The 21,656-nt window shown below is 64.3% G+C and carries 22 protein-coding genes; 10 read left to right on the plus strand and 12 right to left on the minus strand.

Going from position 1 to position 21,656, the window contains the following annotated elements:
• Positions 1-35 precede the first annotated feature (35 nt).
• Positions 36-845, minus strand: a complete 810-nt coding sequence (locus tag KF719_RS02835; protein WP_293506905.1) for a rhomboid family intramembrane serine protease — start codon at positions 843-845, stop codon at positions 36-38.
• Positions 838-1,440 carry a 2-hydroxychromene-2-carboxylate isomerase gene (locus KF719_RS02840; protein WP_293506907.1) on the minus strand — a complete coding sequence of 201 codons (603 nt, stop codon included), beginning with the start codon at positions 1,438-1,440 and terminating at the stop codon, positions 838-840. The genes KF719_RS02835 and KF719_RS02840 overlap by 8 nt, the downstream gene beginning before the upstream one ends.
• A 297-nt stretch (positions 1,441-1,737) precedes the next feature.
• On the opposite strand from KF719_RS02840, the gene hfaB reads away from it, so the two are divergent.
• The 3 genes from hfaB to KF719_RS02855 all read left to right on the plus strand — a co-directional run bounded on the left by hfaB (position 1,738) and on the right by KF719_RS02855 (position 4,325).
• The gene (hfaB, locus tag KF719_RS02845) at positions 1,738-2,847 is read left to right on the plus strand and encodes a holdfast anchoring protein HfaB (protein WP_293506909.1); all 1,110 of its coding nucleotides are present in this window, start codon (positions 1,738-1,740) and stop codon (positions 2,845-2,847) included.
• Positions 2,848-3,172: 325 nt separating this feature from the next.
• Positions 3,173-3,616, plus strand: coding sequence for a DUF2147 domain-containing protein (locus tag KF719_RS02850; protein ID WP_293506911.1), 444 nt, complete (start codon positions 3,173-3,175; stop codon positions 3,614-3,616).
• A gap of 181 nt (positions 3,617-3,797) precedes the next feature.
• Complete coding sequence (locus KF719_RS02855) at positions 3,798-4,325, plus strand: GNAT family N-acetyltransferase (RefSeq protein WP_293506913.1); 528 nt, start codon at positions 3,798-3,800, stop codon at positions 4,323-4,325.
• Positions 4,326-4,549: 224 nt separating this feature from the next.
• On the opposite strand, the gene KF719_RS02860 is transcribed toward KF719_RS02855, so the two are convergent.
• The 3 genes from KF719_RS02860 to KF719_RS02870 all read right to left on the minus strand — a co-directional run bounded on the left by KF719_RS02860 (position 4,550) and on the right by KF719_RS02870 (position 7,760).
• Entirely contained in the window at positions 4,550-5,392 is an 843-nt protein-coding gene (locus tag KF719_RS02860) for a hypothetical protein (RefSeq protein WP_293506915.1), read from the minus strand.
• A gap of 14 nt (positions 5,393-5,406) precedes the next feature.
• Positions 5,407-6,600 carry a hypothetical protein gene (locus tag KF719_RS02865; protein ID WP_293506916.1) on the minus strand — a complete coding sequence of 398 codons (1,194 nt, stop codon included), beginning with the start codon at positions 6,598-6,600 and terminating at the stop codon, positions 5,407-5,409.
• 218 nt (positions 6,601-6,818) lie between these two features.
• Entirely contained in the window at positions 6,819-7,760 is a 942-nt protein-coding gene (locus KF719_RS02870; RefSeq protein WP_293506918.1) for a hypothetical protein, read from the minus strand.
• Between the two features lie 488 nt (positions 7,761-8,248).
• On the opposite strand from KF719_RS02870, the gene KF719_RS02875 reads away from it, so the two are divergent.
• On the plus strand, positions 8,249-8,920 hold the full coding sequence (locus tag KF719_RS02875; protein WP_293506920.1) for a PAS domain-containing protein: 672 nt from the start codon (positions 8,249-8,251) through the stop codon (positions 8,918-8,920).
• Positions 8,921-8,924: 4 nt separating this feature from the next.
• Here KF719_RS02875 and KF719_RS02880 read toward each other — a convergent pair whose 3' ends face one another.
• Both KF719_RS02880 and KF719_RS02885 read right to left on the minus strand, forming a co-directional pair.
• Positions 8,925-9,299: a hypothetical protein gene (locus tag KF719_RS02880; protein WP_293506922.1), complete on the minus strand. Its 375-nt coding sequence runs from the start codon at positions 9,297-9,299 to the stop codon at positions 8,925-8,927.
• Positions 9,300-9,464: 165 nt separating this feature from the next.
• Entirely contained in the window at positions 9,465-11,111 is a 1,647-nt protein-coding gene (locus KF719_RS02885; protein ID WP_293506923.1) for a choline dehydrogenase, read from the minus strand.
• 322 nt (positions 11,112-11,433) lie between these two features.
• On the opposite strand from KF719_RS02885, the gene KF719_RS02890 reads away from it, so the two are divergent.
• The 3 genes from KF719_RS02890 (at position 11,434) to KF719_RS02900 (ending at position 13,933) form a co-directional block, all read left to right on the plus strand.
• Positions 11,434-12,042, plus strand: a complete 609-nt coding sequence (locus tag KF719_RS02890) for a PilZ domain-containing protein (RefSeq protein ID WP_293506925.1) — start codon at positions 11,434-11,436, stop codon at positions 12,040-12,042.
• 66 nt (positions 12,043-12,108) lie between these two features.
• Positions 12,109-12,816 carry a crotonase/enoyl-CoA hydratase family protein gene (locus tag KF719_RS02895; RefSeq protein ID WP_293506927.1) on the plus strand — a complete coding sequence of 236 codons (708 nt, stop codon included), beginning with the start codon at positions 12,109-12,111 and terminating at the stop codon, positions 12,814-12,816.
• Positions 12,817-13,135: 319 nt separating this feature from the next.
• Positions 13,136-13,933: a transglutaminase-like cysteine peptidase gene (locus KF719_RS02900; protein ID WP_293506929.1), complete on the plus strand. Its 798-nt coding sequence runs from the start codon at positions 13,136-13,138 to the stop codon at positions 13,931-13,933.
• 99 nt (positions 13,934-14,032) lie between these two features.
• On the opposite strand, the gene KF719_RS02905 is transcribed toward KF719_RS02900, so the two are convergent.
• The gene (locus KF719_RS02905) at positions 14,033-14,806 is read right to left on the minus strand and encodes an enoyl-CoA hydratase-related protein (protein ID WP_293506931.1); all 774 of its coding nucleotides are present in this window, start codon (positions 14,804-14,806) and stop codon (positions 14,033-14,035) included.
• A 171-nt stretch (positions 14,807-14,977) separates the two neighbouring features.
• Here KF719_RS02905 and KF719_RS02910 point away from each other — a divergent pair, with 171 nt between their 5' ends.
• Both KF719_RS02910 and KF719_RS02915 read left to right on the plus strand, forming a co-directional pair.
• A complete protein-coding gene (locus KF719_RS02910) occupies positions 14,978-15,757 on the plus strand; it encodes a DUF4339 domain-containing protein (protein WP_293506933.1) in 780 nt (259 codons plus the stop codon).
• Between the two features lie 150 nt (positions 15,758-15,907).
• Entirely contained in the window at positions 15,908-16,333 is a 426-nt protein-coding gene (locus KF719_RS02915; protein ID WP_293506935.1) for a peptidylprolyl isomerase, read from the plus strand.
• A gap of 10 nt (positions 16,334-16,343) precedes the next feature.
• On the opposite strand, the gene KF719_RS02920 is transcribed toward KF719_RS02915, so the two are convergent.
• Genes KF719_RS02920 through KF719_RS02935 form a run of 4 tightly spaced genes read right to left on the minus strand, consistent with a single transcriptional unit; the run spans position 16,344 to position 19,384 of the window.
• The gene (locus KF719_RS02920) at positions 16,344-17,471 is read right to left on the minus strand and encodes a hypothetical protein (protein ID WP_293506937.1); all 1,128 of its coding nucleotides are present in this window, start codon (positions 17,469-17,471) and stop codon (positions 16,344-16,346) included.
• A gap of 35 nt (positions 17,472-17,506) precedes the next feature.
• Positions 17,507-18,331, minus strand: a complete 825-nt coding sequence (locus tag KF719_RS02925; protein WP_293506939.1) for an enoyl-CoA hydratase/isomerase family protein — start codon at positions 18,329-18,331, stop codon at positions 17,507-17,509.
• A gap of 49 nt (positions 18,332-18,380) precedes the next feature.
• Positions 18,381-18,854, minus strand: coding sequence for a DUF192 domain-containing protein (locus KF719_RS02930; RefSeq protein WP_293506941.1), 474 nt, complete (start codon positions 18,852-18,854; stop codon positions 18,381-18,383).
• The gene (locus tag KF719_RS02935) at positions 18,854-19,384 is read right to left on the minus strand and encodes a gamma carbonic anhydrase family protein (protein ID WP_293506944.1); all 531 of its coding nucleotides are present in this window, start codon (positions 19,382-19,384) and stop codon (positions 18,854-18,856) included. The genes KF719_RS02930 and KF719_RS02935 overlap by 1 nt, the downstream gene beginning before the upstream one ends.
• A gap of 158 nt (positions 19,385-19,542) precedes the next feature.
• Here KF719_RS02935 and KF719_RS02940 point away from each other — a divergent pair, with 158 nt between their 5' ends.
• Positions 19,543-21,555 (plus strand): PhoX family phosphatase, encoded by a 2,013-nt coding sequence (locus tag KF719_RS02940; protein ID WP_293506946.1) that lies wholly within the window; start codon positions 19,543-19,545, stop codon positions 21,553-21,555.
• Positions 21,556-21,656 lie beyond the last annotated feature (101 nt).

Raw genomic sequence — 21,656 nt, forward strand, 5'->3', positions numbered from 1 at the left:
TGTGGTTATGCCGGCACGAAAGTCAACGCCCGGCGCTATTTCTCGCGATCCTTGCCGAGCCATTCGCCGTAGCCGACATTGCCCGGCCCGCCCGATGGCGAATAGCGGATCGGATCGAAAAGACCGAAAAGCAGCAGCCCCGCCAGAAATCCGCCGAGATGCGCCTCCCATGCGACCTGCGCGGTCACGCCGAGCGCACCGGAAAGCGCGGTCGCGCCGAACAGAAAGTTGAGACCGATCCACACGCCGACGAATATCAGCGTCCGCCGGTCGGCCAACGAGGCGAAAATACCGGCGCTGCGCTGCGGCGCGCCGTCGAGCCTGTTGCCGCCAAGCGCACCGAGCGGCCCGTCGCCGAGGAACACGAAACGCGCCGCGCCGCCCATCAGCCCCGAAATCGCCGCCGACGCGCCGACCACCGGCACGGGCGATGCCGGATAGATCGCCACATGGAGGAACGCGCCGGCCGCGCCGCAAACAAAATAGAAAACGAAAAAGCGCAACGCGCCGAAGCGCCGCGCCAGCGGCGAACCGAAGGCGAGCAGCCACACCGAATTGACGATCAGATGCGTCCACCCGCCATGCAGGAAGGTGTAGGTGATCGGCGTCCAGATTGCGGCGGCAAACCCACCCGGCAATCCTTCGACGACACCGTTCACACCGGAGTAGCGCAAGGGAAACAGCGCAAAACGGAAAAGCACCTCGCGCTGCGCGGCGAGCGGCAGCCATTCGATCAGCAGGTGCAGCCCGACAATGGCGGCAAGCAAAGCCAGCACCGCTCCGGGGATGTTGAAAGCCGGCGGCTCTTTATAGGGCGGCGCCTCCCTCTGCCACGGATCAGCCATTGGCAAGTGCCGCCTCGACGAGCGGCAACCGGTCATTGCCGAAATACATGTCCGTCTTGTTGACGAACATTGTCGGCGAGCCGAAGCCGCCGCGCGCGATCAACTCCTCGGTGTTGGCGCGCAAGCGGCCCTTGACGTCGTCATCCTTGATCCGCCGGCTGACGGCATCCCAGTTGAGGCCGGACGCGGCGCAAACTTCCGCCAGCACATCCGGCTGGCTGATGTCCTTGAGCGCGCCCCAATAGCTGCGAAAGGTCGCCCAGGCGAATTCCGGCAGCTTGCCCTCGTCCTGTGCGACTATGGCGGCGCGCATCGCATCGACAGAGCGCACCGGAAAAACCGGCGGCCGCCCGATCTCGATGCCGCAATAGCGCGCCCAGTCCTGCAGATCCTTGACGTAATAGCGGCCCTTGACGGGATGCGGGTTCGCCCGCGCTTCGTAGACGCTTTCGTTAACCGCGTTGAAGACGCCGCCGACCAGGATCGGCCGCCAGTCGATATCGACCCCCGCCCGCCCGGCCAGGGCCTCGATGCGGCTGAAGGCCAGATAGGTCCAGGGGCTCGAACAGTCGAAAAAGAACTCAAGCGTCGCCACGGCGTCGGCTCCTCGAAAATATGGTTACCCGATTGCGCGCGGGAGTGTCGCGCGCATGACGGAGAGCCGCAACCGGCATTCCGGCCCACGGCAATGTTTCAAACCCGGACAGTCTTAACGTCCCGTTTACGTCTTCCGGCGGGATCGGCCGCGTCTATCCAGACCGCCCGCCCACCGGCGTTAACCAAAGAACCTCAGCATTTCCGCGCCTCTTAACAAAACGTAACGGCTGGCACAGCGGTTGCAATCCCCTTGGCAACCGAACGGTCGGCGGCGCGCCGGCAGAATCAAAAAACAATGATCGCCAGCGCCAACCGGACGACCGATGACCACCAGGAGGCCAACGTGTTTACTCAGGCTCTGTCGATCGCGACGAACAAGGGATTGCCCAAGCGGACGCTGGGTGCTCTCGCCATGGCATTCGCCCTCACCGGCTGCGTCAGCGCAAACGCCGGATCGGACGGCCGCTATGCGACGCCGATCGGCAACGCGCCCGTCATCACCAACGAAACGCCCTATTCCAACGCGCTGCGTTGCCTCGCCGGCCATGTGCCCGGCAGCACGGCGGCGACGCGCATTGCGGTCGGCAACATCCGCGACTACACCGGCAAGCAGGAAGCCGACGGCACCGGCATGAAGATCACGCAGGGCGCCTCGCTGATGGCGATGTCGGCGCTGGGCAAGGCCGGCGTGCCGCTGGTCGAACGCTACGACACGGCGATCACCGAACTCGAGCTGAAATACACCAACAACAAGCTGATCGGCGATGCGGCGGAAGGCGACTATCGCAAGATCTACGCGGGCGAAATCCGCGGCTCCGACTACTATCTCGTCGGCGGCATCACCGAATTGAATTTCAACATCCAGTCGGGCGGTCTCAATGCCGGCTTCGCCGAAGGCGGCGACATGGGCGCGGCGGCGAATGCCTCCTACTCGGTCTATGTGATGAACATCGGTCTCGACCTGCGTCTGGTGAACAGCCGCACGCTCGAAGTCGTCGATTATGTCTCCTACCAGAAGCAGATCGTCGGCCGCGAAATCCGCGCCGGTGTGTTCGACTTCTTCGGCGGCAACCTGTTCTCGATCGGTGCGGGCACCGGCGGCCAGGAACCGATCCAGCTCGCGGTCCGCTCCGTCATCGAACGGGCCGTGCTGAAGCTGCTCGTGCCGCTCTATGGTGTCAACCCGAGCGACTGTGCCCGCTTCCCCGGCAACAAGGATCCGCTGGGCAAGATCGACTATCGCCAGGCCAACCCGGACGCCGTGCAGCCGGCCGCAAACCGCCAGCGCGTCGCCGAAGCGCCTGCAGCGCGCCCGGCTCGCGCCGAAGCGGACGGCAACGATCCCTACGCCTACTACAGCGAACCCGTCTTCGAACGCGGCGGCCTTCGCGGCGGCCTCAACTAAGTCAGCCAACCAGATCGCCGATGATGTCGACCGAGAATTCCGCGAAGCATCATCGGCCCAACCCCTCAGTCTGTCTGCGCCTGGTCGGCCTCCGGCCGGACACTGAGAGCCCGCGCGGAGCTTGTCCGCCAAACCGGAAGCGAAGCAGCGAGTTTCCGTTTCGCAATTCGGAAGACCACTTGGGGAGGGCTTGGCCCTCCCCCTTTTTTTGGCCGAATTCCGCCCGTCTTCGAAATTTCAAACACGCTGCTGCAAAAGCGGTTGCATTCGCTTCAAATCCGAATATATTGACACGTCTAATGCCAATATATTCGGGAGGACGATGATGACGTTGTACAGTTTCGCAAAATTCGTGGCGACGGCATGTCTTGCCCTATCCTTCGCAAGCGCCGCGGCGGCCGACACATCGTCGCCCGTCGGCAAGTGGCGCACCTTTCATCCCGACTCCGGCGCGCCCAACACGATCGTCGAGATCACGCAAGCTGGCGGCAAACTCGAGGGAACGATCGTTGAGCTGCTGGCCGGCGCCACGGAAACGAATTGCGCGAAATGCGAAGGCGAACGAAAGGATCAGCCGCTTGTCGGCATGGTCATTCTCTGGGACCTGACGCCGGAACGCGGCGGCTGGGGCGGCGGCACAATCCTGAGGCCGGCAACCGGCGGCACCGCCAACGCCAGCGTCAAACTCGCAGACGGCGGTCAGAAGCTCGACGTCAAAGGCTCGCGCGGCATCGCCAGCCGCACACAGACCTGGGAACGCGTCGAATAACGTCAAGCGGGCGCGGCGCCTCCTCCACTCCGCCTTGCCATTCCCCTCGCAGGCGAGGCGTGACCCGCCGAAGAACCCGCGATCGGCAACGGGGAGGGTCCCCCCCCTCCCCGTTCGCTTTTCCTCCGTCGCGACATAACATGTTCGCCGCCGCGTATCGATGAACGCCGGAGGGACAGTCGTGACCGACAAGATTCGCATCAGGCGCCTCGACAAACTGGATCCGCCCGAAATCGCCGGCCTCGGCGACGTGCTGATCGACTGCGTCGAGGGCGGTGCCTCGGTGAGCTTCATGTGGCCAATGACGCGCGACAAGGCGGACACCTTCTGGCGCGGCGTGGGCGAAAGCGTGGCGCGCGGCGAGCGCGCCGTGCTCATCGCCGAGGATTCGGAAGGCATCGTCGGTACGGTGCAGGTGATCTGGGCGGCCCCCGAAAACCAGCCGCATCGCGCCGATGTCGCAAAGATGCTGGTCCACCGCCGCGCGCGGCGGCAGGGGCTTGGCGACGCACTTCTAGCGGCGGCCGAGGCAGAGGCCCGCAAGGCCGGGAAAACCCTGCTGGTGCTCGACACGGTGACGGGAAGCGATGCCGAACGCCTCTATGCGCGCGGCGGCTGGCAACGCGTCGGCGAGAGCCCGAACTACGCGCTGATGCCCGACGGCGCACCTTGCCCGACGACGGTCTTCTACAAGGCGCTGCGGGACTAACCGCCGTCACAATCTCAAACCAAAACGGGGAGAGCCTTCGCCCTCCCCGCTTCGATTTTGTTTACCGCCAATCAGAATTTGAAGCTGACATTGGCATGAATTCATCGCGACCGTCCGACGGCAGCGGCGCCGCGATGATGCGTTCGCGCTCCACATCGTGCGCATGGATCAGGCCGACATAAGGCATCATGTTCCCGGTGTAGTAGCTGACGCGGCCCGCAATCCTAAAAACGAAACTCCCGCTCGGCACTTGCCCCCGGGGCCGGCGGCCGCGGCCCGTAGCGAATCCTGAGGACGGACGGCCCGGCCGCACGCGGCCCGGCCTCGCCGAAAAGCACCGGCCAGCCTGCAAAATCCTTCGACACGAATGTCATGGCGCGTCCGTCAAGCGTTGCCTGCGACTGCCCGCCCGGCGGCAGACGATCGAGCGCGAAGAGCACGACCCAGCAGTCTTCTTTTCGGGCCTGCTCCGGCGCCGCCGCCAGTGCGCGCATCGCATCCATCGCCTCGCCCCAGGTCTGGAGCTTCTGCCAGTCCGCCATCGAAGCGCGCGATTTCGGCACGAGATAGAGCATCCATCGCGGGTTTTCCGGCATGACCGTGTAGAGCGACACGCGGCGCACCGTCATCGCATCGGCGGTGAATCCATAGTCGATCGTAAATCCTTCAAGCGCCGCGCGCCCCGCCTCCTCGACGAAGCGCAATGTACCGACAAGTTTGCGTCCCTGCTTGCCGCCAGCCGGTTCCAGAATGGCCGACAGGCCGAAACGATCGGCGACGAAGTCCGGCAAGGTTGTCGTCGGCTTCGCCAGCGAGGCCATGACGCCACGCTCGAACGTGACCGGTCGCAAGGAACGCTCATCGCGCACGCCCCTGGCGAGCAGGGACGCCGTACGGATTGCGACGCGAACGTCTTCCGGCAGCGACGCTTCGTCGAGCGCGGCGCCGGACTGAACGCGATCGTAATTGCTGGCAGGTGGGTTCGCGGGCTGCGCCAAGGCGCCGCCGGCCAGCGCCACACAGGCACTCAGCAGCGAACCGAAGAGCAAGGAAATGGAATTGTTCATGGCCATCCCCGGTCTCACTGTTCGAGCTGATATTGTTGGCCGGGCGGGAACGGCTGTTCGTACCGCCAAGCATCGGGACGCGGTTCGCCTGCGATCTCGCCCAACGCGTAAAGTCCGCTTTCGGCAAAATTGCCGATCAGGTTCGACGCCGCATCGATATTCAGCGCCACCAGCGCCCGCGCGCGTTCGGTCAACTGTCCGATCGATTGCGCCAGCAGGGGATTGCTCTTCAACGCTTCGGCAAGCTTGCCGCCGGTCAGGTTGATCGCGACATTGACGCCGGCCGCGCCGAGGCCACGCATCAACGCCTCCGATTCCGAGGCGCCGCCTTCGAGCGCCGCCAGATAGGCATTGGCGAAGCCACGCCCGCCGCCGATGATCGCGCCCGCCACCGGGAGCGCCGTCGAGGTGACGAAGATGCCGGCCTCAAGTCCGATATTCGCAATCTGATGTGCAAGCTCGCGCGTCTGCGCCGCCCGCTCCTCGTCGCGCATCGCGAGACCCTTCGAATAGTCGATCGCTGCCTGGTCATGCGCCGGCAGGTTGAGGCCGAGCCCCTCGCGCAGATCGTGCGGAATTTCATCGACCGGAATGTGCGAAAAATCTTCCTGCGGACGCACCGGCTCCCGTGCCGGCTCGGACCGCGGCTGATCCACCGTCAGGTCGAGCGTTCCCACGCCGCGACCGGCATCGTCATAGGGCCAACCAAGCTTGCCGCTGGAATTGTCCCACTCGGCTGACCATCCCTCCGCATTCTGCGGATAGTCGATCCCGAGTTCGCCCGCGGAAACCCAAAAAGTGATCTCCCATCGGTCGCCGGCCGGAGCCGTGTATTTCTTCGTAACGAGAAATGCCCCATTGGTCGCGGTCACTGACAAATAGGTCGGCTTGGTGTCGCCGCTCTGCTGCTTCATCAACTCATTGAGTGCCTGCACCGCCGTGCCTCGCTCGTGATAGCCCGTCGGCCAGAGCGGCGGCATACCCCTGCTGATCCGTTCCTGCATTACTTCCGGCGTCGGCGGCGTCGGACGCGCAAACCCGTCCGGCAGGTTCCGCTCGATTTGCTTCTGCTGCAATTGCTGCTGAACCGGCGCTGTCGGTTGCTTCGGGACCGGCGGGGTCGGCGTCGGCCCGTGATGCTGCGCCAATGCGCTGCCCGTGAGCCCCGCCGTCAGGACCAGAAGAACCGCGCCAAGCCCTATCCGCATCGCCGATGCACCCGTGTAAAATTGCCTGTCTGTCTTGATGTGATAGCTGCGCCCTCAAACCGTCAATATGCGCCGGCGTCGCAGCACGATGCGTAAGTGTCGCAGGTAAAACGGTGAGTACAGACAAAAACGGGGAGGGCCTTCGCCCTCCCCGTTTGCCCGGAAATATGCGGGACGCGGGATGAAGCCGTCCGCGTCCCGCCGCCCCGCCCGTTGTCTCAGTAGCCGACGCCGCCGGTGAAGAAACCGCCGCCGCCATCGTTGGACGAAACCTGCTCGTGGCGCTCGCTCTTGCGGATCAGCACTTCGGCATAGGCCTTGCGCGTCTGCTGCGGGATGCGCGTCATCGACGGCGCACGTTGCGGCACACAGGCGAGCATGCCGTTGGAGCCGTGATGAAGCGCTTCGCCCGGACGGCACTCGATGACATAGCCGCCGACATAGTCGGGCGTCTTGCCGTCGGCGCCCGCGAGGCGGCCGATCGTCGTCACCAACATGTCGCCGGCGACGCAATGGAAGAGCTCGACATCCTGGCCGGGCGTCGCTTCGCTGACGGGCGAGCTCAACCGTGCCGCTTCCTCGAGACCCTTGGCGCTGACGCAGATGCCCTTGACCGGCTTCGCGACATATTTTTCACGTACGATCACATTGAGCGAACCCATCGGCGTGACGGGAGCCGCCGCCGCGAAGAAGCCGCCACCGCCACCGCCGCCGAAGCCGCCACCGCTGCCATTGCCGACCGCGACCGCGCTGCCGCGATCCATCGCCTGCGAGGCGCTGTCGGCCGCCGCATTGGCGTTTGCGATTGCCGTCGCGGTCGCCGTCGCTTGCGCGGAGGCGTTGACATTGACCTGAACGTTGACGTTGTTGGTGTTCGTATTGGTGTTCGTGTTCGTGTTGGTATTGGTGTTCTGGTTGTAATTCTTGTTGTAGTTCGAGTTGTAGTTCTTGTTGTAATTGGAATTGTAGTTCTTGTTGTAGGTCACGTCGTGGCTCGGCTTGGACGGCTTGCCGCCGCCACCGCCGCCGCAACCGCCACAGCTGCTGCCGGCATTGGCCGGCCCCGCACCCATCGATGCGAGAAGGAGAGCGGCGGCCAGCGCCGCACCGCTCAGGGCCAGTCCACGGCTGGAAAAGGTAAACTTCATCATCTGCTTCATCCTGACACTCCCGGCCCTCGGGGGGGCTCGTTGGCCTGCGTCTTAACGGGAACTCAGGGAAGCGGATGCAGAAGCCATGCCGGAGTGCCAACCGCGCAAACATGGCTTCCAAACCGTTAATGCAACAATCCGGCCCGTCGCTATCGGCACAAAACCGGACGCCGCGTTAACTTTTCATCGCAGGGGCGGCAGCGCCTTGGACCTCTCAACCCATTGTTTTATAAACGATATTTCGGAGAACAGGGCCGCCGCCACCGCTGTCGTCACGCGGCCATTAACATCTGGCACAGTTTCTGCTCCCTGATGCCTGTCCGCCCGGATCGGGGCGCCGTCGCGTACCGGATCGGTACGGAGCGCCACGCGGGGACAGGACGGAGACGGTGAGACCCGAAACGGGACGATCCGTTTTGAATGGGCTAACATCCGTTCTGGCAAGAGGGGCACCCCTCGCCGGGCGGATACGCGGCCCGAGGCGAGGGATGAGGGCGATGAAGCACAAGACGACACAAGCGCTGTTCGACTACTGGAACGCGATCCGCGCCGGACGCCCGGCGCCGCGACGCAGCGAGATCGAACCCGGCGAGATGCGCGCCATCCTCCCCTATGTCTTCATTCTCGAGCGCAAGGACCGCGACACCTATCGCTTCCGCCTTGCCGGCACCGGCCTTTGCAGCGTTTACGGCATGGAGTTCCGCGGCCACAACATGATTTCGATGTGGGGCGACGACTGCGCCGAAAACCTGAAGGAAGCGCTCGACGACGTGATCCGCAACGCCGGCGTCGCCGTCGTCGAATATACCGCCGCGACGACCGATGGCCGCGAAGCCACTTTCGAGATGGTGCTGCTGCCGCTGCTGCACGAGGACGGCTCGCTGTCGCGTGTGCTTGGCGCCGCCGTTCCCATCGACCGGGCGCCCTGGGTCGGCGACCGGCTGCTGGCGCGCCAATGGATCGACCGGCTGCGCCGCCTCGACCCCGAACATATGCCCAAGCGCGCACCGGCCGCACAGGTCGCCGCCCGCCGTCTCGCCGCCGAAAAACCGCCGGTCACAGTCGCCAGCCTCGGCAAGCGCATGTCGCAAGGCGCGCCGCTCCGCAGCGAGCGCTCCTATCTGCGGCTTGTGAAAGGCATGCTGAGCAACACCGAGGAACATGGCTGAAGTTTCAGCGTTCCGGCAACCACGCCCGCCAGCCCTGCGTTAGCCAATAGCAGAAAAGCGTCACCGCCGAGAGAATGCTGTCGACGACGATAGTGAGCTCGGGATCGGAAGCCTCGAATACGAACACAAGCAACACGACCTTTCCGGCTTTGTGGAAGAAGACAAGTTCCCACAGGCCCGGCAACCGGCGTGGAAAAATCCCGAGCAGAACGAACAGCCCGGCGAAAACGAGATAGCCGAGCATCCGCCATATCTCGACGCCGACGCGATCCGGCGCAAACTCGCCGATCGTCGCAGCGGCGCCTGCAAAAGCGCCGGCGGCTGAAAGGCCGAGCAGGATCATCAATATCTTCGCAATGCGGTCGCGGGCGGGCGTCATCGGCATTTCTCCTGAGGGAAAAGAAGCGCCATTCTCCGCGCGCCGACGCCGCGCCGAAAGCAACAAAGACGTTTGACGTCCATGCACCAATGTATGACCGGCCTGGCGGTCGCAAAAAGCCGGTGTCTCGCGACACCGGCTTTCTTCTTGGCCGTCGGCAAAAAATCAGGCGGCGTGGCCGACGCGATCCTCGGCAATCGTGACGTTCTCGGCCGGCAGCGGCGCCTTGCCGAGCATGTCGTCGGAGATTTTCTCGGCGATCATGATGGTCGGCGCATTGGTGTTGCCGCCAACCAGCGTCGGCATCACCGAGGCATCGACCACGCGCAGGTTTTGCAGCCCGTGGACGCGGCACTTGGCATCGACCACCGCCATCGGATCGGTGCCCATCTTGGCGGTGCCGACCGGGTGATAGATCGTCTCGGCGGTCTCACGAATCCAGGCGTCGATCTCGGCATCGGTCTGCACGCCAGCACCGGGCCAGAATTCGGGACCGCGATAGGGATCCATCGCGCGCTGAGCGATAATGTTACGCACCATCTTGACGCCATCGCGCATCACCTTGCGGTCGTATTCGGCCGCCAGATAGTTCGGCTGGATCAGCGCGTGATCGGCCGGATCAAGCGACTTCAGCGCCACATAGCCTTTGCTTTCCGGACGAAGCTGACAGATGTGAACCGTGAAGCCGTGCCGGTCGGATTTGACACGCGCATGATCGCGCATCATCGCGGCGACAAAGTGTAGCTGGATGTCGGGAATTTCCAGTTCCGGCCGCGTTTTCAGGAAAGCACCGCTCTCAAGGCCGTTCGACGTCGCAAGGCCCGACTTGAAGAAAGTGTATTGCATGCCGGTCATGATCTGCTTCAGCGGATTGCTGACCTGGCTGTGCAACGTGATCGGCTGCGTGCATTCGTTCAGCACGACGCTGTCGAGATGGTCCTGCAGGTTCTGGCCGACGCCCGGCAGGTCGGCAACGACGTCGATGCCGAATTTGCGCAGATATTCGCCCTTGCCGATACCGGACAAGAGCAGCACCTGCGGCGAGTTGACGGCACCGCCCGACAGCACGATCTCCTTCGCAGCCCGCGCAACTTTCTTCTCGCCCTTCTGCGTGTACTCGACGCCAACCGCCTTCTTCCCGTCGAAGAGAATGCGCGAGGTCAAAGCCTCGACCTCGACGGTCAGGTTCGGGCGGTCGAGAACCGGCGTCAGATAGCCCTTGGCGGCGCTGCAGCGCTGGCCGTTCTTGATGGTGAGTTGATAGGGGCCGACGCCTTCCTGCTGCGGACCGTTGAAGTCGTCCGTATAGGGATGACCGGCCTGCTTGCCCGCCTCGACAAAGGCCTCGAACAGAACGTTGGTCTTGCGCGGATTGGTGACGCCCAGCGGGCCGTCGCCGCCATGAAAGGCGCTGTTGCCGTTCTCGTTGCCCTCGGCGCGGCGAAAATAGGGCAGCACGTCCGAAAAGCCCCAGCCTTCGAGACCGAGCTGACGCCACATGTCGTAGTCGCGCGCATGGCCGCGAATATAGATCATGCCGTTGATGGACGAGGAGCCGCCGAGCACCTTGCCGCGGGGCCAGAAGAGCTTGCGATTGTTCAGGAAGGGCTGGCCTTCGGTGTAGTAGTACCAATTGGCCATGTCGGTGCCGATCAGCTTGCCGACGCCGGCCGGCATGTGGATCATGAAATTCTTGTCTTTCGACCCCGCCTCCAGCAACAACACCTTGTTGGCCGGATTTTCAGACAGCCTGTTTGCCAGAACGCAGCCCGCGCTGCCGGCGCCGATGATGATGAAGTCGAAATCGCTCATGGAGATACTTCCCAGCCTTTGACTTGTTTTCCATACGCGCCGCCGCGTGAAACCGCGAAGGTCCCGCCATGTCTGGCTTCGGCCGCGCCTGGCCCGATTCCCTGATTGATCGGAATTTGACGGCGATTGTCGGGAATCGCCGAAGCTGACGCAAGCGTCAATTTTCATGGCGGCCGACAAGCCCTTGCGGCACCGGGGAAAAATAATCGTTTCGGGAAGCTGTCTGAGTAAAATTTCATTAACCGTGTCGGGGCTATTCTTTACCCGGAAAGGCCGGTGCCGCGTGTACGTCGCCGATTCTGGGACAATCCGGACTGAACAGATGCAATCCGACGAGATCGAACAGAAAGAACGCCGCAAACACCCCCGTGTCGCTTTCGAGGCGAAGGGCCGCTTTCTTGCGCCCGATGGCTCGGAGCATGAATGCTCGATCCGCGACATGTCGCTGGGCGGTATTGCACTGTCGACGGATGTCGCGATCGAAATGGGCGAGAACGTCATTGTCTATCTCGACGAGTTCGGCCGCTTCGAAGGCAAGATCGTCCGCGTCTACGAGGGCGGTTTCGCCATCGAAACCGCGATCAGCGGCCCACGCCGCGAACGCCTCGCTCAGCGCCTGGAGGCGCTGGCCCGCGGCGAAAAGATCGAAGTCTCGGCGCGTCGCTCTTTCGCGCGCTACGCGCCCGGCGAAGCGGGACTGGAAGAAAGCTCCGTGCTGACCATCGATGGCGGCGGCTCCATGCCCTGCCGCATCATCGACATGTCGCTGGGCGGTGCCCAGGTGGCGGTCGATGACCGCCCGCCCATCGGCACCGAAGTCTCGATCGGCCGCATGTCGGGCCGCGTCGTTCGTCACACCGAGGAAGGCGTCGGCATCCAGTTCACCAACATCCCCGAACGCGCCTCCGCGCTCTCCCGGCCGTTCGGCTGATCCGCCGCTCGGCTTTCCCGCCGCAATCGCGCTAGACTGCCCCCGGAAAACAAAAGGGGACGTCCTGTGACCGCGCAGATACTCAATTACTCGGTAAAAAACGATGTCGCCATGCTCGCCATGGACGACGGCAAGGCCAATGCGCTCGGCCATGCAATGATCGCCGCGCTGTCGGAGGCGCTCGACCGCGCCCAAAACGAGGCCAAGGCGGTGCTGATTTCGGGCCGCGAGAAGCGCTTCTGCGCCGGCTTCGACCTTGAAGTGATGGCATCCGGCCCGGAAAACGTCCGCAAGCTGGTGGGTGCGGGCGCCGAATTGCTGCTGCGGATCTACGAGCATCCCCTGCCCGTCGTCATCGCCTGTACCGGCCATGCGCTGGCCGCCGGCGGCCTTTTGCTGCTGGCCGGCGATGTGCGCATCGGCGCCGAGGGCGAATTCCGCATCGGCCTGCCTGAAGTCGCCATCGGCATGACCATGCCCGTCTTCGGCATCGAGCTCGCCCGCGACCGGCTGGCCCGCAACCGCTTCACCGAGGCGGTGACGCAGGCCCGTATCTACAATCCCGCCGAGGCGGCCACGGTCGGATATCTCGACGAGGCCGTGCCGCCCGCCGCCCTGATCGAAACGGCGACGGCCCGAGCGACTGCGCTGGCAGCGCTTGCACAACCCGCCTTCGCCAACACCAAGCGCAAGGAGCGCGCGGCAACGATCGCCCATATCCGCGCCACACTGGCGGCCGATTCCGGCACATTCGACGGCGCGCAGACCCGCTGAACCGGCCCTGCGACATTTTTTTCCGAAAATTTCGTGGTGTCCCGAAAGCGGAATCGGCGGCAACGAGGTTCGGCCATTTTGAACGATACCTCACACCGAATTTCGAAAAAGCGTTGCGGCACAACGACTTTTTGTAACGGCCAATACGTTCAATTTTATTCAAATTGAATCGTTTCGACTTTTAGGAAAATGCCCGTCGAATTAGCACCGTATTTAGTTCGAATGTGATTCACACGTTTAAACCGGTGAAAATCCCTCGCTGCCATTCTGCGCTCATAGGCCCACAAGACCGGGCTTGTGAGATATCGGGGTGGCGACAATGTGGTTGCGTAAACTTGCTCTTCTGACGACAGGTCTCTTGCTGGCGGTTGCTGGCTGTCAGGCGCCGGATCGCGTCGGCAGCATCGGCTTCACACAGGACGGCGGCATCCGCGATTATCGCGTCGCCGCGGCAATGCCGGTCGGCCAGCAGTCTCCGCCCCCTTACGGCTATATCGGCTTCTGCATCCGCAATCCGGACGAATGCGCCGGCGGCACCGACGAGCCGGCAGATATGGTGCTGACGCCGGCGCGCTGGGCCGAACTCGCCGAAGTCAACGACTGGGTCAACCGCGCGATCCCGCAGGTCGACGACATGACGCTCTTTCAGCGCGCCGAGTGGTGGGCCATTGCCGACGAGCGCGGCGGCGACTGCGAGGACCTGGCGCTTCTGAAGCGCAAGATGCTGATCGAACGCGGATGGTCGCCGGACCAGCTCCTGATGGCGGTTGTGCGCGAATGGAATGGCGACGGTCATGCCGTATTGCTGGTCAGGACCGACCGCGGCGAATTCGTGCTCGACAACAAGACCTGGGACATCGCTCTCTGGAACGACACGCCCTATCAGTGGATCAAGCGGCAATCGCGCGAACGGCCCTTCATCTGGGTCAATCTCGACCGGAAGACCTTCCGCGAGATCGCGCAAAACGATTTCCCGCCGCTCGGGGAACCCGCGTCATTCCTTGCCGCGCTTGAAAGGAACTTGCCCGCCGACTTGCGGCCGGGCATCGCCGAAGGCCAGACAGCGAGCCGCGAAGCCTTGAAGGAGGAACCGACCGCAGCGCTCGCTTTCAACTGACCTGCCGACCGGCCCCCTCCGCCCCCCGATTGGGGTCCGGTCCTGTCGAGGCCGGCTCTGCCGCTCCCCCCGCGGCAGGGCCGGTTCTTTTTTGGGGACCTACTTCCCTTTCCAGTTCGGCTTGCGCTTTTCGGCAAAGGCGCGTGGCCCCTCGATCAGGTCCTCGCTCTTGAAGAGCGCATTGACCGCCGGATATTTGCCCGTCACCGCCTCGTTGAGATTGGCAATGTCGAGACCCTTGTAGACCGCCTCCTTCGAGGCGCGGATCGACATCGGCGAGCATTCCATGATGAGCCCGGCCCACCGTTTGGCCGACGCCATCAGTTCAGCCGCCGGCACGACTTCGTTGACGAAACCGAGTTCCATGCCTTCCGCCGCCGGAACCTGGCGTCCGGTCAGGATCATCCCCATCGCCCGCTTCGCGCCGATCTGGCGCGGCAGCCGGTGCAGCCCGCCCGCCAGCGCCGCAAGGCCGACCTTCGGCTCCGGCAGGGCGAACTTCGCATTGTCGGAGGCAATAATGAGATCGCAGGCCAGCGCGATTTCGAAACCGCCGCCCATGGCGACGCCGTTGACGGCCGCGATGACCGGCTTGGTGAGATCGAAGCGCGCGGTGAGGCCCGCAAAGCCCGTTGCCGGCACTTCCAGCTTGTTGCCCTCGGCCTGCCACCGTAGATCGTTGCCGGCGCTGAAAGCGCGATCCCCCGCACCCGTGATGATGGCGACCCAGAGATCGGGGTCGGCGGCGAAATCGTTAAAGATACCTTCCAGCTCGAAATTGGCCGGCGGGTGAAGCGCGTTCATGCGCTCCGGGCGGTTTATGGTGACGACGAGCAGGTGGCCATCGCGCTCAGCCGTACAAAATTCGGTCATGGACGTTCCCCGGTAATGTTCGTGTGCATTTTTCGCAGTCTGCCGCGACTTTGCCCGGTCCAAACCGGTGCGGCAAGCGGCGCCGCGTTGACGCAACGGTAACCAAACCGCCCTAAAAATAAACCTTGGAACCGGCGCCGAACGCGCCACGAACCTGTGCGAAACGAGAAAATGGCCCAACCGAACGAAATGCGCGCAACAAATCCGGCGGACCACCCCGGCACCACGGCGATGCGCTGGGTGCTGAAATATGGCGATCGCGTCTATGGTCCCTACAGCTTCGACGCGATGGCGGCCTATGCCGCCGAGGGCCGCGTCGCGCCGCACAGCCTCGTTGCGCCGGAAGGCACGCCCGCAGGCGCCAGCACATGGCGCGCCGCCGGCGACCTGCCGCAATTCGCCGTCCTTTTCGGAGGCGAGCCTGCAGCCGAAGTCGAGGTCGAGGCGGACGTCGAAACAGAAACGGCTGCGCAACCGGATCCTACTGTCGCGGCGGAGATCAATGCCCCCGCTGACGAAGAAACCGTCGCGCATGCCGAAACGCCGTCCGAACCCGTCGCACAGCCCGCTATCGAAGCGCAGCCTGCGGCAGCCTCCGCACAGTCAGGCGAACAGCGCCGCCAGCCCTATGGCCCCGGCAAAGGCCAGGTCGATCGGCGCAAGCAACCGGAGACGGCGAACTTCCTGATCGTGCTCGACATCAAGGCGCGCTTTGCCGGCCCGCTGGAACAGGCGATCATGTCGCTCGGGCCCGCCTACAAACTCGCGGCCAATGTGTGGTGCGTCAACACCGACGCGACCGCGCCCGGCCTGCTCAACGATCTGAGCGTGCATATCGGCAAGACGGATTCGATGTTCATCGTCGATACGACGCGTGATCGCACTGCATGGAGTTCGATGGGGCCGGAAGTCGACGCAAAAATTCGCCGCGTCTGGCGCCGCACTTACTGACGTTCTCCGCTGCATTCGCAAAAATGCCGCCGCAAGGTGGCCAAATGCGATGTCGGGTGCTAGTATTTTCGCCGTTGGGGCTCTCAGGTCATTCACCTGAGAGCCCTTTTGTTTTCGCCCCTCCCCTCATCGAAACGCAAAGGCAGAACAATGGCAGCAGCAAACGGCAACACGGTGCGCGTGCACTACACCGGCACGCTGGATGACGGAACCGTGTTCGACACGAGCCGCGGCGGCGACCCGATCGAGTTTGCGGTCGGCAAGCGCATGGTCATCGCCGGCTTCGAGGAGGCCGTGGTCGGCATGGAGCCCGGCGACAGCAAGAAGCTGACAATTCCGGCGACGGAAGCCTATGGCGAACACGATCCGCGCCTCGTGCAGGACGTGCCGCGCTCCGAGCTTCCACAGGGACTGGAGCCCGAACCCGGCATGCAGCTCAAGGCAAGCGGTGGCGATGGCCGCGAAATCGCGCTGGTCGTTACGGACGTCACGAGCGAGATGGTGCGGCTCGACGCCAATCATCCGCTGGCCGGGCAGGACCTCACCTTCGAGATCCAGCTCGTCGAGGTCGCCTGAACGGCAACACCTAGCCACCCGGCCGGGGCAGCGGCAACCGCATGGGGTGCTGCGCCGGCGATGTGCGCGTCGAAATGTCGGGCTCGAAATCCAGGACGCTCGCGTCATCGGATTGCGCACGCGGCGCGGGAAGCGGCACGCGCCGCACCGGAACCGGTTCCGGCGCCGCCGTCTCCGTTCCTTCGGTCGCTATTTGTGCCGGTTCGTCCCGAGGATGCGCGGCGGCGGTCCGCGCCATGTCCGCCATGATCGAAACGGCACGGCGCCAGCGCAGGATCAGCGGTGCTCCGAGCGCGCTGACATCGGCGCATTTCGCCGTCGGCGTCTCCCCGCGGTCGCATAGCGCCGTGGCGCGCACGATCTCGAACTGAAACTGCGCCCGGCGCAGGAACTCCGGAAAAACGCCGCTCTCCCGCGCCGCCTCGACCAGCGGCAGATATGTCGCGCAATCTGTCTGCTGGCGTTCGAGCATTTCGGCGAGCCGCACCGCCTCGCGCGAGCCTTCGGATGGCGCCGCCTCGCAAATGCGCCACATCAGCTCCGCCGTCGCGTGATCGTAGAGCAGAATCAGCCCCCGGCTGCGATCGTCGAGCGACGCGTAAAGCCGCGCCGTATCGCGCGGGTCCCAGCGGCGAAACTGATCGATGAACACCGTGATGTCGGCGCGGGCGCCGGGTGGCGGCGCGGGCAGAAAGCGGCTTTCCGGTTTTGCGGGAACGGCGGGCCGAACGCCGCGCTTCAGAAAAGAAAACTCGCGCGACGACGCCATGTCGGGCTGGCCGCCGCTCGATGGAATGAAAAGAAACTGCAATCCGAGCGGCCGTTCCTCGATATGAAAAAACGCCGCATCGCTTGTGCCGCCGGAAAGGCGCAGTGCGCCCTGCGCCTCGCCCGTATCGCCGCCCGCACGCTCGCCGTTGATCGCATAGACACTGCCGCCCGGCGTCGTCAGCCGGCCGACGACGCGGGTTCCGACCTGTTGCAGCGTCAGTTCCATGCCCGCCGCATCGCCGATGCCGTCATAGCCGCCAGTGAACTCCGCCGCCGGCGCGCGCACCATCGTCAGCAGTCCGAACAGCACGACCGCCGCCGCCAGTTTCGCCGCCAATGCCGCACGCCGGGCGGCAAGCCTCCGCATCCTTGCCCCCTTGCGCCTTTCGGGCGCGGCCTCGTCTAGCGTCCCTTGAATTTCGGTTCGCGCTTTTCGATGTAGGCCGTCATCCCTTCCTTCAGGTCTTCGGTCCGCATCAGCGGCAGCAATTGCAGATAGACATGATGCACATGTTCCGGGAACGGCTCGTTGAGCCCCATGCGCATCATCCGCTTGGCGGCACGCACGGCGAGCGGCGCGTTGCCGGCAATCTCGGCGGCAAGCGCACGGGCGCGCGGCATCAGATCGGCATCGGCAACGACTTCGGATGCAAGCCCCCACGCGACGCTCTCTTCGGCCGACAATGTGCGCCCGGTGAAAATCAGTTCCGCCGCCTTCGACCAGCCGAGAAGACGCGGCAGGATCCATGTGCCACCCGATTCAGGCAGCAACCCGCGCTTGCAGAATGCGGCGGCGAACTTCGCCGACTTCGCCATCAGCCTTATGTCGCAGCCGAGCGCCGTGTCCATGCCATAGCCCGCCGCACCGCCATTGACGGCGCAGACGGTGGGCGTCTCCATCGCATGCAGCACAGTCGGCGGCGTATGATTGAGATCGAGCGTCGTCGAGGTGACGCCGCCGCTCTGGCCGATCGAAAGATTGCCGCTCGCCTGCGGGCGCAGGTCGAGGCCCGCGCAGAAGGCGCGACCGGCGCCGGTCAGGATCACGCAGCGCACCTCCGGATCGCGGTCCGCCTCCAGCAGCCTTTCGGTCAACTGGTTCAGCATGACGCCCGAAATCGTGTTCATGCGCTCCGGCGCATTGAGCGTGATGGTCGCGATATGGTCGGAGACCTCGTAGAGGACTTCCTGCGGCGCGGCTTCGGGCGCCTGTTTGGCCTGGCTCATTTGTTTCTCCCTGTCCGGATGACGTTGCCGCCGAGACTAGCCTAAAAGCTCAGCCGCAAACAGCCGCCCCGCCCTCGCCGAACCACGGGTGGCGGACATAGTCGCCGGGCGCTATGCCACGCGCCGCCGCAACCCCGCCGCCGATTTCCAGCACCCCGTTGACCGGCACGCCGGAGGCATGAATGTCGAGCGACAGCGGCTCGGTCATCGCCGCGATGGAAGCGATCCGCCCGTCGGCCTCGATGAAGATCATGTCGAGCGGAATAAGCGTGTTCTTCATCCAGAAATGGGCGATCCGGCATTGGGAATAGAAAAAGAGCATGCCCGCGTCCTCGTCGAGGCTCTCGCGGAACATCAACCCCCGCCGGATTTCCTCGTCGCTCCGCGCCAGCTCGACGGTGAAACGATGCGTCGTGCCTGCCGCCGTCTCGACATTGAGCGTCGTCTCCGCGCCGGCCAGCGGCGCACAGGCCCAAAGGGCGAGCCCCGCAATCAGAACGGCGGCAAGCGACGCGGCACGCATCAGTCGAGACGCTTCATGCCCGAAGCATACCGCTTCCAGTTCTGGACATAGTGGTCGGAGGACAGCCGCAATGCCTCGGCCGTTTCCTTGTCGAGCGTGCGGATGATCTTGCCCGGCGCGCCGAGCACCATCGAATAGTCGGGAATGTCCTTGCCTTCCGCGATCAGCGTATTGGCCCCGATGAGGCAACCTTTCCCGATGCGCGTATTGTTGAGGATGATGCTGCCGATGCCGACGAGGCTGCCCGCACCGATGGTGCAACCATGCAGCATCACCATATGGCCGATGGTGACGTCGCGCTCGATGGTCAGCGGCGAACCGGGATCGGTGTGCAGCACCGAACCGTCCTGCACGTTGGAGTTCTCGCCGATGGTGATGAGCTCGTTGTCGCCGCGCAACACCGCGCCGAACCAGACGCTGGCGTTCTTCTCCAGCTTCACATTGCCCATCACCTGCGCATTTGGCGCAATCCAGTATTCGCCCTCCGGCGGCAGGATCGGCTTCGCATCGCCGATGGCGTAAATGGCCATGAACACGTCTCCCCGTTTCTCTGTATTTCTCGCGACGCGGACTATGCCATGCCTCGAAGACGGAGACGAGGCTTGCGGAGTGCCCGGAAAATAGGGTGTCATTCGCGCGTCAAGGGCGGCGCCTAACGTCCGCTCGGCAACCGGGAGGAGAGAACGGCATGACGCGACGGAAAACATCGGAGACCGGCAGCATCGGCGAGGCGATGGAAGCGGCCGACGACAGGCCCGTGGCCCGCGCCATGGCGCCGACGCTCGGCGAACTCTGGAGCCGCCGCCTCGCCCGCCGCGACGTGCTGAAAGGCATCGGCAAGGCAGCGCTGCTTGCGTCCGCAAGCGCCCTGCCGCTGGCCGCCTGCGGCGACACGTCCGGCTTTGCGCCCGACGATATTTTCGGCTTCGCGGAAGTGCCGCATGGCGTCGACGAAACCCATCACGTGGGGGCCGGTCACAGCGCCGACATCCTGATCCGCTGGGGCGACCCGGTTTTGCCGGGCGCACCGGAATTCGACCCGCTGAACCAGAGCGCCGAACGCCAATTGCAGCAGTTCGGATATAACAACGACTATGTCGGTTTCGTCCCGCTGCCATATGGCTCGCGGTCGAGCGACCGCGGCCTGCTTTGTATTCATCACGAATACACCAATGACGATCTGATGCATCCGGGCCTCGTTCCGGCGCCGGGACAGAACCCGCTTGAGCTTTTCACCCGCGAGATCGCCGAAATCTCGATGGCCGCGCATGGCGGCAGCATCGTCGAGGTCGCACGCGGCAAGGACCGCAAGTGGAACGTCGTGCGCGACAGCGCCTACAACCGCCGCATCACGCCGCTTGCAACCCCGATGCGGATTTCCGGTCCGGCAGCCGGCCATCCGCGCCTGCAAACCTCCGAGGACCCCGAAGGCCGCACGGTCATGGGCACGCTCAACAATTGCGCCGGCGGCATCACACCCTGGGGCACTTGGCTGATGTCGGAAGAAAACATCAACTTCTATTTCATGGGCACACCGAACGACGAAATCGAGGCGACGAACCACGCGCGCATCGGCATTCCCGCCCCCTTCTCCTATCCCTGGGGCCGCTGGCACAAGCGTTTCGACGTCGCCGCCGAACCGCGCGAACCCAACCGCTACGGCTGGATCGTCGAGGTCGATCCGCTCGATCCGGCATCGACGCCGGTAAAGCGCACGGCGCTCGGCCGCTTCAAACATGAGGGCTGCGAGAACGCACTGACGAAGGACGGCCGCCTTGCGATCTATTCCGGCGACGATCAGCAATTCGAATACATGTACAAGTTCGTCAGCCGCGACAAGGTGAATACAAAAGACCGCACCGCCAACGCGGCGCTGCTCGATGAGGGCGTGCTCTATGTCGCCCGCTTCGACGCAGACGGCAGCGGAAGCTGGCTGCCCCTGATCCACGGACAAAACGGCCTCGACGAAACGAACGGATTCGCGGACCAGGCCGATGTTCTGATCGAAGCGCGTCGCGCCGGGGACATTCTCGGCGCCACACCGCTCGACCGCCCGGAAGATGTCGAACCGCATCCCGTCACCGGCAAGGTCTATGCCGCACTGACCAACGCAAAGGAACGCACCGCCGACAAGGTCGATGCCGTCAACCCGCGCGCCGGCAATCTCTGGGGCCAGATTGTCGAGATGACGCCCGGCGGCGGCGACCACGCATCGGAAAATTTCACATGGACGCTGCTGGTCAAATGCGGCGATCCCTCCGACCCCGCAATCGGCGCGGCGTGGAACGAGGAAACATCGGCCGACGGCTGGTTCGCCTGTCCCGACAATGTCGCCATCGATGCCAAGGGCCGGCTCTGGGTCGCAACCGATCAGGGCTCGGGCTGGCACGCGGCGTCGGGCACCGCGGACGGCCTTTATGCACTGGCGACCGGCGGCGACAAGCGCGGCGTCGCCCGCCAGTTGTTCCGTGCACCGATTGGCGCCGAGGTCTGCGGTCCCATATTCACGCCCGATGCCTCGGCCCTCTTTCTTGCCGTTCAGCATCCGGCCGCCGACGGCACGGTGAACTTCGCGGGCTTCAATCGCCGCTCGACCTATGCCGATCCGGCCACGCGCTGGCCCGATTTCGACGCCAACATGCCGGTGCGGCCGTCGCTTCTGGTCATCACCGCCGGGAAAGGCAGCCCCGTCGGCGGCTGAAACGGACCCTCGCCGGGTTGCGTCTGCGGCCCCGATGCCCCAAGCTTGGCTCGCGGCATTGTCGGCGGTCGCGCGGGCACGCGAACGGCGATGGCAGTTGA

Origin of the sequence: Parvibaculum sp., from assembly GCF_019635935.1 — a bacterium.
GTDB lineage: Bacteria > Pseudomonadota > Alphaproteobacteria > Parvibaculales > Parvibaculaceae > Parvibaculum.

Coding starts and splice junctions, on each gene's coding strand:
- KF719_RS02940 (WP_293506946.1), top strand. CDS start 19,543: ATGACGCGACGGAAAACATCGGAGACCGGCAGCATCGGCGAGGCGATG.
- KF719_RS02930 (WP_293506941.1), bottom strand. CDS start 18,854: ATGCGTGCCGCGTCGCTTGCCGCCGTTCTGATTGCGGGGCTCGCCCTT.
- KF719_RS02910 (WP_293506933.1), top strand. CDS start 14,978: ATGGCCCAACCGAACGAAATGCGCGCAACAAATCCGGCGGACCACCCC.
- KF719_RS02925 (WP_293506939.1), bottom strand. CDS start 18,331: ATGAGCCAGGCCAAACAGGCGCCCGAAGCCGCGCCGCAGGAAGTCCTC.
- KF719_RS02885 (WP_293506923.1), bottom strand. CDS start 11,111: ATGAGCGATTTCGACTTCATCATCATCGGCGCCGGCAGCGCGGGCTGC.
- KF719_RS02905 (WP_293506931.1), bottom strand. CDS start 14,806: ATGACCGAATTTTGTACGGCTGAGCGCGATGGCCACCTGCTCGTCGTC.
- KF719_RS02860 (WP_293506915.1), bottom strand. CDS start 5,392: ATGAACAATTCCATTTCCTTGCTCTTCGGTTCGCTGCTGAGTGCCTGT.
- KF719_RS02920 (WP_293506937.1), bottom strand. CDS start 17,471: ATGCGGAGGCTTGCCGCCCGGCGTGCGGCATTGGCGGCGAAACTGGCG.
- KF719_RS02835 (WP_293506905.1), bottom strand. CDS start 845: ATGGCTGATCCGTGGCAGAGGGAGGCGCCGCCCTATAAAGAGCCGCCG.
- hfaB (WP_293506909.1), top strand. CDS start 1,738: ATGATCGCCAGCGCCAACCGGACGACCGATGACCACCAGGAGGCCAAC.
- KF719_RS02865 (WP_293506916.1), bottom strand. CDS start 6,600: ATGCGGATAGGGCTTGGCGCGGTTCTTCTGGTCCTGACGGCGGGGCTC.
- KF719_RS02935 (WP_293506944.1), bottom strand. CDS start 19,384: ATGGCCATTTACGCCATCGGCGATGCGAAGCCGATCCTGCCGCCGGAG.
- KF719_RS02880 (WP_293506922.1), bottom strand. CDS start 9,299: ATGACGCCCGCCCGCGACCGCATTGCGAAGATATTGATGATCCTGCTC.
- KF719_RS02915 (WP_293506935.1), top strand. CDS start 15,908: ATGGCAGCAGCAAACGGCAACACGGTGCGCGTGCACTACACCGGCACG.
- KF719_RS02870 (WP_293506918.1), bottom strand. CDS start 7,760: ATGAAGCAGATGATGAAGTTTACCTTTTCCAGCCGTGGACTGGCCCTG.
- KF719_RS02900 (WP_293506929.1), top strand. CDS start 13,136: ATGTGGTTGCGTAAACTTGCTCTTCTGACGACAGGTCTCTTGCTGGCG.
- KF719_RS02875 (WP_293506920.1), top strand. CDS start 8,249: ATGAAGCACAAGACGACACAAGCGCTGTTCGACTACTGGAACGCGATC.
- KF719_RS02890 (WP_293506925.1), top strand. CDS start 11,434: ATGCAATCCGACGAGATCGAACAGAAAGAACGCCGCAAACACCCCCGT.
- KF719_RS02850 (WP_293506911.1), top strand. CDS start 3,173: ATGACGTTGTACAGTTTCGCAAAATTCGTGGCGACGGCATGTCTTGCC.